This window comes from Chitinophaga sp. OAE865, assembly GCF_040546735.1.
In the GTDB taxonomy this organism is placed as follows: Bacteria; Bacteroidota; Bacteroidia; order Chitinophagales; family Chitinophagaceae; genus Chitinophaga; species Chitinophaga polysaccharea_A.
In genome coordinates, this window is the sequence record NZ_JBEPOF010000001.1 from 2715432 (window position 1) to 2727898 (window position 12467).

13 protein-coding genes are annotated in these 12467 nt (G+C 46.2%); 5 read left to right on the forward strand and 8 right to left on the reverse strand.

Annotated elements, in window-relative coordinates; genetic code table 11:
• Nucleotides 1-101: 101 nt before the first annotated feature.
• The 5 genes from ABIE50_RS11125 to ABIE50_RS11145 form a co-directional block, all read right to left on the reverse strand.
• Complete coding sequence (locus ABIE50_RS11125) at nucleotides 102-2948, reverse strand: alpha/beta hydrolase family protein (protein WP_209863477.1); 2847 nt, start codon at nucleotides 2946-2948, stop codon at nucleotides 102-104.
• Between the two features lie 59 nt (nucleotides 2949-3007).
• Nucleotides 3008-3883 carry a DMT family transporter gene (locus ABIE50_RS11130; protein ID WP_209863475.1) on the reverse strand — a complete coding sequence of 292 codons (876 nt, stop codon included), beginning with the start codon at nucleotides 3881-3883 and terminating at the stop codon, nucleotides 3008-3010.
• An 83-nt stretch (nucleotides 3884-3966) separates the two neighbouring features.
• Entirely contained in the window at nucleotides 3967-4707 is a 741-nt protein-coding gene (locus ABIE50_RS11135; protein WP_142683166.1) for a polyprenol monophosphomannose synthase, read from the reverse strand.
• 72 nt (nucleotides 4708-4779) lie between these two features.
• A complete protein-coding gene (locus ABIE50_RS11140) occupies nucleotides 4780-5553 on the reverse strand; it encodes a 3'-5' exonuclease (RefSeq protein ID WP_142683165.1) in 774 nt (257 codons plus the stop codon).
• A gap of 22 nt (nucleotides 5554-5575) precedes the next feature.
• The gene (locus ABIE50_RS11145; RefSeq protein ID WP_209863473.1) at nucleotides 5576-6949 is read right to left on the reverse strand and encodes a UDP-N-acetylmuramate--L-alanine ligase; all 1374 of its coding nucleotides are present in this window, start codon (nucleotides 6947-6949) and stop codon (nucleotides 5576-5578) included.
• A gap of 310 nt (nucleotides 6950-7259) precedes the next feature.
• Between ABIE50_RS11145 and ytxJ the strand changes: the two genes are divergently transcribed.
• The 4 genes from ytxJ to aroQ are packed head-to-tail and all read left to right on the forward strand — an operon-like array spanning nucleotide 7260 to nucleotide 8675.
• On the forward strand, nucleotides 7260-7592 hold the full coding sequence (gene ytxJ, locus ABIE50_RS11150; protein ID WP_142683163.1) for a bacillithiol system redox-active protein YtxJ: 333 nt from the start codon (nucleotides 7260-7262) through the stop codon (nucleotides 7590-7592).
• A gap of 42 nt (nucleotides 7593-7634) precedes the next feature.
• A complete protein-coding gene (locus tag ABIE50_RS11155; protein ID WP_354027964.1) occupies nucleotides 7635-8036 on the forward strand; it encodes a flavoprotein in 402 nt (133 codons plus the stop codon).
• Between the two features lie 4 nt (nucleotides 8037-8040).
• Nucleotides 8041-8217 carry a hypothetical protein gene (locus ABIE50_RS11160; protein WP_502913907.1) on the forward strand — a complete coding sequence of 59 codons (177 nt, stop codon included), beginning with the start codon at nucleotides 8041-8043 and terminating at the stop codon, nucleotides 8215-8217.
• Nucleotides 8218-8249: 32 nt separating this feature from the next.
• Nucleotides 8250-8675: a type II 3-dehydroquinate dehydratase gene (aroQ, locus tag ABIE50_RS11165; RefSeq protein WP_142683161.1), complete on the forward strand. Its 426-nt coding sequence runs from the start codon at nucleotides 8250-8252 to the stop codon at nucleotides 8673-8675.
• 295 nt (nucleotides 8676-8970) lie between these two features.
• On the opposite strand, the gene bioB is transcribed toward aroQ, so the two are convergent.
• Complete coding sequence (gene bioB, locus ABIE50_RS11170) at nucleotides 8971-9945, reverse strand: biotin synthase BioB (protein ID WP_142683160.1); 975 nt, start codon at nucleotides 9943-9945, stop codon at nucleotides 8971-8973.
• 155 nt (nucleotides 9946-10100) lie between these two features.
• Here bioB and ABIE50_RS11175 point away from each other — a divergent pair, with 155 nt between their 5' ends.
• Entirely contained in the window at nucleotides 10101-10874 is a 774-nt protein-coding gene (locus tag ABIE50_RS11175; RefSeq protein WP_209863466.1) for a hypothetical protein, read from the forward strand.
• A 131-nt stretch (nucleotides 10875-11005) separates the two neighbouring features.
• Here the strand turns inward: ABIE50_RS11175 and ABIE50_RS11180 are convergent, their stop codons facing one another.
• Nucleotides 11006-11923 (reverse strand): IS3 family transposase, encoded by a 918-nt coding sequence (locus tag ABIE50_RS11180; protein WP_209867494.1) that lies wholly within the window; start codon nucleotides 11921-11923, stop codon nucleotides 11006-11008.
• Nucleotides 11818-12375 (reverse strand): helix-turn-helix domain-containing protein, encoded by a 558-nt coding sequence (locus tag ABIE50_RS11185; protein ID WP_209867496.1) that lies wholly within the window; start codon nucleotides 12373-12375, stop codon nucleotides 11818-11820. The genes ABIE50_RS11180 and ABIE50_RS11185 overlap by 106 nt, the downstream gene beginning before the upstream one ends.
• Between the last annotated feature and the right edge of the window lie 92 nt (nucleotides 12376-12467).

Consider the following 12467-nt stretch of genomic DNA (forward strand, 5'->3'; position numbering starts at 1 on the left):
AGTTATCAACTGTTAACCCAACACCCGCTGTTCCCGTATTAACAAAAACGCAGCCGGCACTTTGAAAAATGCCGGCTGCGTTTTCTTTACGACAAGTTAATTTACTGCGCCGGGTCCCAGCCCCAGTTGATGCCTTTTTCTGTGGCAGGCACGCCGCTTTCCAGCCATTGCGGAGCCGGTGCGCCTTTCAGGAAATGGTCAAAGAACTGTTGTTCCCTGCGCTGAATATCTTTACGGTTCTGACGTTGTATGAGGTTATGCGCTTCATTGTTATAGTTCAGTAACCATACGGGCTTGCCTAAACGACGTAAACCGGTGAACATTTCAATGCCCTGGTACCAGGGTACAGCGCCATCGGCATCATTTGCCATGATAGCTACCGGTGTGTTCACCCGCGGGAGATTGAACAACGGGGAGTTTTCAATATACAGCTCAGGCTTTTCCCATAAGGTGGCGCCTATACGGCTTTGTGAATGCTCGTACTGAAACTGCCTGTTCATGCCGCTTTCCCAGCGGATGCCGCCATAGGCACTGGTCATGTTGGCTACGGGAGCACCTGCCCATGCTGCTTTGAATAGGTTGGTCTGGGTAATGAGGAAAGCTACCTGGTAGCCACCCCAGCTCTGACCCTGGATACCCATATTTTTACCATCTGCCCAGGGCTTTTTTGCCAGGTCTTCTGCAGCGCTTACAATATAATCATATGCGCTTTTGCCGGGATAACCGTTTTCGTAGCTGATATCCGGTGCAAACACCAGGTAACCGCGACTTACAAAAAATGAAATATTCAACCGCGATGGCGTTGGCGCCGGCGCCTGGTAACTGTACAGCCCATCTGTTAATTTCTCGTAGAAATAAAAGATCACCGGGTACCGTTTGGTGCTGTCAAAATTTTCGGGCTTATAAAGAATGCCTTCTGCAGGTTTCCCGCTGAAGGTGGTCCACTTGTACAGCGATGCGGTGCCCCAGTTGTATCCTTGTTGCTGGGGATTGGTATGACTGATCTGTACAGCTTTCGCAATATCATCTCCCGCAAAAACGTCAGGAGAGAGTTCATACCGGCTACGGGTATACGAAAATACATTGGCATCCTTTGCTTTCAGCAGATCGGTGTAAGCATATGGGCCCAGTACTACCGGTTGCAGGTTAGCGGTCCTGCCGGATTTACGCGGCAGGTCGAGCGAATAGAAGCCATTGTATTTGGTGCTGTCCTGGAAGGCGGTTAGCATCAGCTGATCGCCCGGCAGGAAAAATTTCCTATCAGGGTCCAGCCGCAGGTAACGCAGGCGGGTCCTGCTTTTACGGCCAATATTATTTGTAATGTTCAGCGGGGCTGTTTTGCCGCTGGGATCTGTTTGCCATATATCGTAACGGTCGTAGATATACACATAGCTATCATCTTTCATCCAGCCTGCGATACCATATGCATCCGGTACATCGGGATGATCATCTTCCTCATCGTATACTTTTGCCGGGATACTTTTGCTGATGTTTACTGTTGCGCTGGTAGCGTTATTGTAACTAAACCATTCCCGGTTTACCAGGTCGTACCAAATGATATATTTCCCGTTAGGGGAGATGAAAAAATTACCGTCCAGCTTTTCTTTGATCTTTTTCCTGCTGCCGTCGCAGATGTTAACGAGGTAAGCTGTTTTGAGCGTGCGGCCCACCCATTGCAAGGGAATACGTTCGCCCTTGTCCGTATAGCCGAGCGCGTTAGGACTGTTCCCTTCCGCAGCGGTGATCACGGTTTCAAGGTCTTTATCACTTAGCTGGACCACACGTTTACTACCGGGATAATATACGGCGGCATAACTCCTCTTCAGTTCTTTATCAGCATTCTTTAACTGCATGGGTTGCAGGTAATCATCTTTATAATTCCAGATATCCACTTTGGCCACTTCAAAATCCACGATGTTGGTATCTTTTACTGGTGGTGTGGGCGCAGTGCCAAAGAAGAGGCGCTGACCGTCTTTACTGAAATAGATCAGGCTGTTGGGGCTGATGCTCCAGTTGGCGGGAATGCCGCTACTGTTTTTATCGGCTACTTCATAGGCGCTGTCCTGCCCCGGTTTGAAGTAGTAGAGTTTATAGAATTGCTGTAATGCCCTGGCAGAGTCGCGGGTACCGAAGTAGGCTGCCTGTTCTCCTTTTTCATCGAATGCAAATTGTTTATAATCGCTGTTGCCGTTGCTTAGCGCAGTGGCTTTCCTGGTGGCGGTATGCCACAGCAGTACACCGTTGCGCGACAGCGAATCTTTTTTATCTGCCTTTGTTTCGATGAGCAGCTGGTTACCGGGTTTACTGAAGGTGAATTCGGTTACATTTTTTACAGTGTCCTGTATGCCGCCAGGCAGCGAACGGATCACCAGTGTGCCGCTTTCATTGCCGGCAGGCGGCGTTTTATCGTCATCAGCCCGATCGTTGCCGATGGCTGCTTCCGGCGTTTTATTCCTTTTATTCCTGGCCGTATCTGCGGCCGGTTTTTCCAGCAGGTAGGCGAGCAGGCCGCTGCCTTTTTCCGGTGTTTTAAAAGACTTTACACCGGGGAATTTCACGACGCCTGGTTGTCCAAGGGTAATGATAGCCAGGGAGTCTTTTGGCATTTCTGCCGGTTTCTTCTTTTTGATCCTTGCTTCGCGGGTATCTTTAAAAAAAGGTTTAATGCTGCAGATCACGTAGCGGGAATCCTCTGTAATAACAGGGCTGCTGCCACGATCAATGGTAGTAGCCTGGCCCGTTTTCCGGTCATAGATCACCAGGCTGGCATCGCCTTCCTGTGGTATCACTGAATACACTATCCACTGGCCGTTGTTACTGATCAGTTTAGTGCCAATGCTTTGCCAACTGTCATAAACACTGTGATCCAGTGGCTTTTTTGCAGGTTGTTGTGCATAGGTAAAAAGGGAAGCACCCAGGAGGGATACCCCTAATAAAACTTTTCTCATAAGCGCAAAGTAATAATTACGGCGCTCAAGTTACAAATAAATGAGGATGAGCGGAGGCATTACGAGGCCGTTTTGCCCTTTGCTACACGCAGCATCTGCAGCCCAACGGAGAGAATGATACAACCCAGCCCGGCATAGAAAGCATTATTCAGCAACTTGTTTTCATGGAATAGCAGAAAGGCCATCACGATACTGTAAACCGGTTCCAGGTTGAAACAAAGGTTTACGGTAAAAGGGGATATCTTTTTTAATGCGCTCATACTCAGCAGGTACATCAGCACGGTGCAGAACCAGGCCAGTACCAACAGGTAAATGATATCCGGTGATGAGGGCAGGAGGGAAGGTACCGGGAACAGGTAAAGATATAACGGCATGGCCATACTGAGCACAATGAAACCTGTTGACAGCTCATAAAATGTAATGGTGTAGGTATCAAAACGTTTGATCAGTCTTTTATTGAATACGGTGAACAGTGCCGCAAACATGGCGGAGATAATGCCAATTATAATGCCGGTGCGGTATTGGGTATCGAAATGGAAAATGAGCAGGATGCCCAGGAGGGTAAGCATGCTCAGTAACATTTCGGCCACGTCAAAGCGGCGCCTGTTAATAAGCGGGTCGAATATGGCGGTGAACAGGCTGGTAAGCGAAAAGCAGATCACGCCGATAGATACATTGGAATATTTGATACTGCCGTAAAAGAAAAGCCAGTGAAGGGCCACTATCACACCGGTACCGCCAATGGGCAGGATATCTTTCCAGGGAAGTTTTTTAAAGGTACCCTGGATGCGGAATAAAATGTATAAAGTAACGGAGGTGATCAGTAACCGGTACCATACCAGTAGTCCTTCGTTGAGAGAGATCAGCTTGCCCAGTATTCCTGTAAATCCAGCCAGGAACACCGAAAGGTGTAGCTGGAGAAATGCTTTTTTCATGGTCTGTAAAATGTATTTAGGGATCTGTTCATTTATAGATAAATGAACAGATCCCTAAATGCTATGCAATTGAGATGATTTTATTAATTCTGCAATCTTCTTTTATAATTGCGGAAAAGGCTTTGCCATTGTATTTTGAGCACGCCGAGTATGCCTTCTTTTACGATGCCTTTGCTCATTTTTGAGTATCCTTCTTTCCGGTCTTTAAAAGTGATGGGCACTTCTTTTATTTTGAAGCCAAGCTTCCAGGCGGTGAATTTCATTTCTATCTGGAAAGCATAGCCTACAAACTGTATCTGGTCGAGGTTAATGGACTCCAATACCGTGTTGCTGTAACATACAAACCCCGCGGTAGGGTCTTTTACCGGCATCCAGGTGATCATACCTACGTAAATGGAGGCGCCGTAAGATAATACAGCCCTGTCCCATGGCCAGTTTTCGGTTTTACCGCCTTTTACATAGCGGGAACCTACAGATACATCTGCTCCTTCTTTGGCGCAGGCCTCATAGAGGCGCGGAAGATCTTTCGGGTTATGCGAAAAATCCGCATCCATTTCAATAATGTAGCGGTAGCCCCTGGCCAGCGCCCATTTGAAACCGTGGATATAAGCTGTGCCCAGGCCTTGTTTGCCGGATCTTTCTTCCAGGAACAATTCGCCGGGATGCTGTTGCTGCAGCGATTTTACGATAGCGCCGGTGCCGTCGGGCGATCCGTCATCCACAATAAGAACATGAAAATCCTGCTGTAAGGAAAATACAGCGTCAATGATGTTACGGATATTATCCTTTTCATTGTACGTAGGAATGATGACAAGCTTTTCCAATTCAGCAGAAGATATTTTTGGACTGCGAAAATAATTCAATTCCGGCGCAAGATATGATGTTCCCCGATAACATTACATTTTTTTTAACATCATATTATGGAAGATCTCAGTCAGTTTTTGTTTGGTATTGAGTGGAAAATCCGCTTTCATCATCCAGTCGTAGTACTGGGGCTCTGCCTTTAACACCTCTCTCACGGAGCGGCCTTTGTATTTGCCAAAGTTAAACACTTCCTGGCCGCCCTGCATCACCAGCCGGCGTGCAAAGTCGATATAATCTTCTTCTTTGGTAAAATCGGCCAGAGAGTCGATATCCTGCTGCAGCTGTTCATACCGGCCCAGCTGGGCTTCCAGGATCTCGTAGGTGGCCAGTGCATCGGCTTCGGCGCTGTGCGCATTTTCCAGCTGTTTATCGCAATAGAACTTGTAGGCGGCGCCCAGGGTGCGTTTCTCCATCAGGTGGAAGATGCGCTGTACATCCACAAATTTGCGTTTGGAGACATCGAATTCGATGTCTGCCCGCAGGAATTCCTCTACCAGTAAGGGAATATCGAAGCGGTTGGAATTATAACCTGCCAGGTCGCAGTTTTCCATGAACTGTTTCAGCTCGTGTGCCGCCTGTTTAAAGGAAGGTGCGTCTTTTACATCCTCGTCCTTAATACCATGAATTGCTGTAGATCCGGCAGGGATCGGCATTCCGGGGTTTATGCGTTTCACTTTCGACTGTGTGGTTTTATCCGGAAACACTTTAATGATAGCAATTTCAATGATACGATCTGAAGCCACGTTGGTTCCGGTGGTTTCAAGATCGATTACGGCCAGCGGCCTTTTGAGGAGCAAGGAAGGCATTATGAATAATTTATAATTTTGTTTAATGTATTTGTTTGTCTGGCGGCAATAATGCTTTCAGTTTGCTAAAATCGAGGCCATCGTACGTACCGGAGCTCATCAGCAGCAGGTTGGTATCCTGGTATTGCTGTGCTGCCAGGAATGCTTCCAGTGTTTCCCGGTTGTGGAAAACATGGAGGTCATTACGGCCGAAGCGTTCTGCAATTAGCCCGGGCGCAAGGTCTGGCATTCTCTTTATTTCGAGCGCATGTTTGCTGTAGAATACAACGGCGATATCTGCTGTATCGAGAGCGCCCTGATATTGTTCCAGGAAATCTGCATTTAAACTGCTATAGGTATGTAATTCCAGTACGGCAATCAGTTTTCTGTCCGGAAACTGATTCCTCGTGGCTTCCATAGTAGCTTTCACTTTGGAAGGTGCGTGTGCAAAATCACGGTAAATAACGCAATGGTCGTTTTTTGCTACCAGTTCCAGCCGTTTTGCAGCGCCCTTAAAGGTAGCAATTGCCGCCAGGAATTCCGCATCAGAGAGGCCCAGTTCATTACAAACCAGTTTGGCGGCATGGAGGTTCAGCAGGTTATGATCCCCGAAAACTTCCAGGCTGGCCTGGTTTTCTCCGAAAATAACCCGGGTGATGCCATTGGTAATAGTATGTTCCGGCAGCCCATAGGGCACCAGTTTAAGGTGGGCGCCGGTTGCGGTTACCAGGCTTACCAGCTCTTTATCCGTACTGTTGTAAATGAGCACTTTTCCGGGTTCCATCTGCCTGATAAAAATGGCAAACTGTTCTTTATATATTTCGTAAGTAGGAAATACATTGATATGATCCCAGGCAATCCCCGTTAATACGGCAATTTGCGGATGCAGGAAGTGGAACTTGGGCCGCTTTTCAATGGCGGATGCAGGATATTCATCGGCCTCGCAAACAATTACAGGGGCATCCGTAATATTTACGGATTGTGCGAACCCCTCCAGCCTTGCGCCTACCAGGTAGTCGAACGATTGATGGTTCAGCTGCAATGCGTGCATGACCATGGCTGTAGTAGTGGTTTTACCATGACTTCCCCCGATAGCTACCCTTGTTTTATTTTTACTTTCCTGGTAGATATATTCCGGGAAAGAATAAATCTTCAGCTGTAGTTCCCTGGCTTTTATCAGCTCGGGATTGTCGTCCCGGGCATGCATGCCCAGGATAACGGCATCCAGATCCGGCGTTATCCGGGCAGGGTCCCAGCCGGTGCCGGCCGGTAAAATGCCTGCCTGTTGCAGGTTCGACAGTGCCGGTTCGAAAATTTCGTCGTCGCTGCCGGTTACCTGGTAACCTTTATTTTTAAGCGCAATGGCCAACTGATGCATTACGCTGCCGCCTATGGCAATAAAATGTACTTTTGTCATAACGCTGAATATTTTCGGCCAGCCGAAAATTACATTGTTGTTTTTTTTAATGTATTTTCTATATTTGCAAATATAACGTTACAAAAGACGATTAAAAAAGTAGTCGTATCATATTTCCTCTGAAAATTCGTTTTAGTCATAAATTAATAAAACTGCCAGTATGCAATCTTATGTAAGAATTTTGGGCTACACCGCTATGGTTTGTATCTTTGCCGCTTTCTTAACGTCCTGCGCAAGCCATCAGAAATTGGGCTGTCCAATGAGGGGCATGGCCAAGTCGCCTGCAATGGAACATAACAAAGCATGTTAAATGAATTGGAAAACGTTAACCAGCGAGGAACAATTATCTGAGATCAATGCGGCATCAGCGCATCAGCCGGTAGTGATTTACAAGCACAGCACGCGATGCTCTATCAGCTCAATGGCCAAGGCCAGGTTGGAACGGTCGGCTGTACCGGAAGGGTTAACGTTTTATTACCTGGACCTGATCGCTTACCGCCCGGTATCCAATAAAATTGCGGAAATATACCATGTTCAGCATGAGTCTCCCCAGGTACTGGTGATCCGTAACGGCGAATGTGTTTACAATGAAAGTCACAGCGGCATTGTAATGGATGAAATAGTTGCCCGGGCTGGCGTATAACCATCCAAATAGGCTAGCTTTGTAAATTCAACAGCATAGCCAATGAAACATCGTATAGTAGTAGCAGTTACAGGGGCGAGTGGTTCCATCTACGCCCGCCAGTTGTTGCAGAAGCTCAGCGCAGCGCATGAACAGCTGGACCAGGTAGCCGTGGTGATGACCGAAAACGCCAAAACCGTCTGGGAAACAGAGCTCAGAGACGAAGATTATAAACAACTCCCTTTTCGTTTTTATACCCAACAGGATTTTCATGCGCCGTTTGCCTCCGGGTCCGGCCGCTTTAACACCATGATCATCTGCCCCTGTTCTATGGGCACACTGGGGCGCATTGCCACCGGTATTTCCAACGACCTCATCACCCGTGCGCGCAGATGTAGTGCTGAAAGAGCGAAGAAAACTGATCTGCGTGGTAAGGGAAACTCCCTACAATCTTATTCACATTAAAAATATGGAAGCCGTTACCCTGGCTGGTGGTATCATTTGCCCGGCCACACCTTCCTTTTACAGTTTACCTGCCAATCTCGAAGAAATGGCGGCTACCGTAGTGGACCGCATCATAGACCTTGCAGGCCTGGAACAGCAAACTTACCGCTGGGGAGGCGATAGTAATAATAAGGAGGATTAATTATCTTAGGGCTTCATTCTATAACCATTATCATGCAAATAGCGATCATTAACGGACCTAACCTGAACCTGCTGGGCAAGCGTGAAACAGGCATCTATGGCAGTGAATCTTTCGAACATTATTTCAAGCACCTGCAAAAGCAATTCCCTGCAGTAACTTTTACTTATTTCCAGAGCAATGTGGAAGGTGAGCTGGTGAACTATCTGCATGAAGTAGGCTTTTCATATGACGGCGTTTTGCTGAATGCGGGCGCTTATACACATACCTCTATTGCCATCCGTGATGCCATTGCAGGCATTAAAACGCCGGTAATGGAAATTCATATCAGTAATGTATATGCCAGGGAGGAATTCCGGCATACTTCCCTGATTGCGCCCAAATGTATCGGCTGTATCTGCGGGCTTGGCCTGAAAGGCTACCAGCTGGGGGTGGAGTATTTTGCTATGAATGATTTGTAGCGCGCGCCTTCGGCGCTTAAATTGTCTTGGAGCAGGATTACGCTGATTACACTGATTAGCTGGATTTTTAATTTTTGATTTTGATTTTTATAAAATAATGAGGGGAGATAAAATTGGTATATTGTTCTGAAAAGCTGATTTAGTTTGATTTTGATTTTAATAAAATAATGAAGGGAGATAAAGCAGTTATATACTTTTATCTCCCTTCATTATTTTATTAAAAAATCAAAAATCAAGCTAATCAGTGTAATCAGCGTAATCCTGCTCCAAGACAATTTAAGCGCTGAAGGCGCTCTTAGCAGCAACCAGCTTCCTGTTCCTTGAAAGCCTCTCTTGGCTTCAGTCCCAGCAGTTCGAACATCATGTGGTCTTCTTCGAAGGAAGGGTTGCCCGTAGTGAGCAGCTTTTCGCCGGTGAAGATGGAGTTGGCGCCTGCCATAAAGCACAAAGCCTGGTCGGACATACTCATTTCCGCACGGCCGGCGCTCAGGCGTACCATGGCTTTGGGCATCAGGATGCGTGTGGTGGCAATCATGCGTACCATATCCCAGAACTCTACTTTTGGAAGGTGCTCCAGGGGAGTGCCTTTCACGCGTGTGAGCGCATTGATGGGTACGGAATCGGGGTGGGAAGGGAGGCTGCTGAGTGTCCACAGCATGGCGATACGGTCTTCATGCGATTCGCCCAGGCCGATAATACCGCCACAGCACACGCTTACACCGGCTTTTCTTACATTTTCCAGTGTTTGTAAACGGTCGTCGTAAGTGCGGGTGGTGATAATTTCTTCGTAGTGGTCGCGGGAGGTATCGAGGTTGTGATTATAGGCAAACAACCCGGCATCGGCCAGTTTTTTTGCCTGCTCCTCGTTCAGCATGCCTAATGTGCAGCATACTTCCATACCCAGTTCATTAACGCCTTTTACCATATCCAGCACCCGGTCAAAGTCGCGGTTGTCGCGCACTTCACGCCATGCGGCGCCCATGCAGAAACGGGTGGAACCCGCTTCTTTCGCTTTCTGTGCATAACTCATCACGTCCTCTTTTTTCAGGAGGCCATGCACATTGATATCGGTATTATATCTGGCAGCCTGCGGGCAATAAGCGCAATCTTCAGGGCATCCGCCTGTTTTGATCGATAAGAGAGTGCAAACCTGCACTTCTGCTGTATCCTGGTATTCACGGTGAATAGAAGCAGCACGGTACACTAATTCCAGCAAAGGAGTGTTGTAAATAGCTTTAATTTCTTCTAACGTCCAGTCATGACGGATCATAGATCTGATTTTGTTTGAATAGCAAACGTAGTAAATTATTAGGAAATACAATGACCAATTACAGGAGCGTTTTAGAAGGAAATTTGATTATTCTGTTGAAATACATTTAATTGCGGGACTCAATTTAAATAACCAGCATCCAGAAAACCATTTCTATGAAACATTTCCCTAACGGCAGCAGGCTGTCCGTCCTTTTTCTTTTTGCCGCTATGGCATTTTCCAGTTGCAGTAAAAATGACGATGACCCCATTGTACCACCACCTGTGTACACGCTGGACCAGCTGTACAACCAGGCTGTTGATGACGCTATGATCGCAGACAGCAGCGAAATCAGCACAGCACTATGGCCCATCACCCCGGATAACCCCGACCTGCAATGGAAAACCATCAATGGGCAGCAGTATGTTTTAATGGGTACCTTTATGCGCTTCCCGGGCAGTTATCCGGCAGGAGACTCCATCAACACCGTTTGGGGCGAATCCTGGCTGTTTATTCCCAAACAGATGAAAGACCGCATAGGGCCTTCCTTTACTGCTACATCAGATACCATTCAGCGCATCTGCCAGTTATTGGGACTGCCTCCCGTAAATGCAAAAACAAATACGCATATTGCTACCATGTGGGTAAATGCCTCGAGGCTGTACCGGCCGGCCGGCAATCCCGCCATCACTACCAAAACCACCGGTGCAGTGCCTATCAGTGGGGTATCGGCGGATTTTTCCACATGGTTTAATAACTACATCATTTTCGCTTATTACCGCCCTTTAACATCGGCTACGGACGCTCACTACCCGTGGACCAGGCTGGGTTATACGTACGACTGGGCGCCAGGCGCCAGCAAAGTGGGTTTAAGCGAATATGTCATGCAGGCCTCTTCCGGCGCCTGGGTGGAGAAGGTGAACAGGGCGGCGGACTTCTTTAAGAATTAACGCGGATTTTGTCTGACTCAGGATTAAACTGATTACGCTGATTACGCTGATTGATTACTTTGGATTTAAAATGATTTGAGGAGATTTAAGCGGATATTTGTACTGCACCCCAAAGTTTAGACTTTTTTTGATTAGGCGGCTTGAGTTCGATATTGTATTGGACTCAAGCCGTTTAGTTTTAATTTGATTCTATCATTATTATAATATTCTATATATTCTCGAATATCCTTTTCCAGTGTAATTATGGAATCATATTTTTTCAGATAAAACAACTCTGACTTCAATATTGAAAAGAAGCCTTCCATAGCTGCATTATCGAGGCAATTCCCTTTTCTAGACATACTTTGCCTGATTTTATTGCCCTTAAATAATCGTTGCCAGGCCTTCATTTGGTATTGCCATCCCTGATCAGAGTGAATGATTAATTTTGTTTTTTTTGGCAGCTTAGTCAAGGCATTCTTTAGCATTTCTACAGTCTGATTACCTCTGGAATGTCTATCCAATGTATAGCTGATTATTTCACCGTTATATAAGTCCATGATTGGTGATAAATACAATTTTTCCCCTCCTACACTAAACTCCGTTACATCTGTTACCCATTTCTGATTGGGCTTGGCAGCATAAAAATTACGTTGTAGCAGATTGGGGGCTATTTTACCAAGTTCCCCTTTATAGGATTTGTACTTCTTTACTTTTACCAATGACTTAATCCCCAATTCTCTCATGATTCGCAGTACAGTTTTATGGTTAACAATGATGCCTTGTTTTCTTACAGCCAGCATAATTCGTCTATAGCCATATCTGCCTTGATGATGATGATAAATCTGCAGGATTTGAGTTTTTAGATTTGTTCTTTTGTCTTGTCGCGTTTTCTGATAATAGTAAAATGTACTTCTTGCCATCCCTGCTGCTTTTAAAAGCAGATCCTGGTTGTAATCGCGCCTTAATTCCCTGATGGCTTTTGCTCTTTTTTCTTTTTGTTTTGAGCTTGTTCTTCCTTCATTAAGGCATCCAACTTTTTTAGGTACGCATTTTCGGTGCGCAGCCATTCATTTTCCGCTTTCAGGGCTGCTAATTCTTGTTGTTCAGTTGTTAAGTTCTGATCTACTTTCGATGTTTTACGTTTCATGGGTTGTTTCTTTTGACCACTTCCCACCATTAGTAATCCCTGGCGGCCCTCACGCTTGTATATACATAACCAGTTATAGATGGTAGGAGCACTTGAGATACCGAAAATAGCGCTGGCCTCCATCAAAGATAAGGGCTTATTTAAAATTTCCTCAACTACTTTGACCCTGAATCTACTCGTGTACACCTTTAAACCAACCTGCAACTTTAGGCTTGCTTTACCTGCGATTCGATAATGCTCAAGCCATTGTTGGATACAAAAACGACTACATCCATAACGTCTGGCCACTGAACTAACGGACTGATGATCATTCCAAACTGCCCTCACAATTGCTAATTTTTGCTCAAAACTGTATTTCCTGCGTTTATCCATAAAAAATGCCCCCTAAAAGTGTCTAACTTTTAGGGGGCAGTACATATTTTCGCTTATTTCTCCTCAAATCTTTTTTAATCACTAATAAATCA

Bases quoted from the DNA above. Each gene is read 5' to 3' on its own strand.
- ABIE50_RS11130 (WP_209863475.1), bottom strand. From the start codon at position 3,883: ATGAAAAAAGCATTTCTCCAGCTACACCTTTCGGTGTTCCTGGCTGGA.
- ABIE50_RS11180 (WP_209867494.1), bottom strand. From the start codon at position 11,923: ATGGCTGCGCACCGAAAATGCGTACCTAAAAAAGTTGGATGCCTTAAT.
- ABIE50_RS11140 (WP_142683165.1), bottom strand. From the start codon at position 5,553: ATGCCTTCCTTGCTCCTCAAAAGGCCGCTGGCCGTAATCGATCTTGAA.
- ABIE50_RS11145 (WP_209863473.1), bottom strand. From the start codon at position 6,949: ATGACAAAAGTACATTTTATTGCCATAGGCGGCAGCGTAATGCATCAG.
- ABIE50_RS11160 (WP_502913907.1), top strand. From the start codon at position 8,041: ATGGAAGCCGTTACCCTGGCTGGTGGTATCATTTGCCCGGCCACACCT.
- ABIE50_RS11125 (WP_209863477.1), bottom strand. From the start codon at position 2,948: ATGAGAAAAGTTTTATTAGGGGTATCCCTCCTGGGTGCTTCCCTTTTT.
- aroQ (WP_142683161.1), top strand. From the start codon at position 8,250: ATGCAAATAGCGATCATTAACGGACCTAACCTGAACCTGCTGGGCAAG.
- bioB (WP_142683160.1), bottom strand. From the start codon at position 9,945: ATGATCCGTCATGACTGGACGTTAGAAGAAATTAAAGCTATTTACAAC.
- ABIE50_RS11175 (WP_209863466.1), top strand. From the start codon at position 10,101: ATGAAACATTTCCCTAACGGCAGCAGGCTGTCCGTCCTTTTTCTTTTT.
- ABIE50_RS11185 (WP_209867496.1), bottom strand. From the start codon at position 12,375: ATGGATAAACGCAGGAAATACAGTTTTGAGCAAAAATTAGCAATTGTG.
- ytxJ (WP_142683163.1), top strand. From the start codon at position 7,260: ATGAATTGGAAAACGTTAACCAGCGAGGAACAATTATCTGAGATCAAT.
- ABIE50_RS11155 (WP_354027964.1), top strand. From the start codon at position 7,635: ATGAAACATCGTATAGTAGTAGCAGTTACAGGGGCGAGTGGTTCCATC.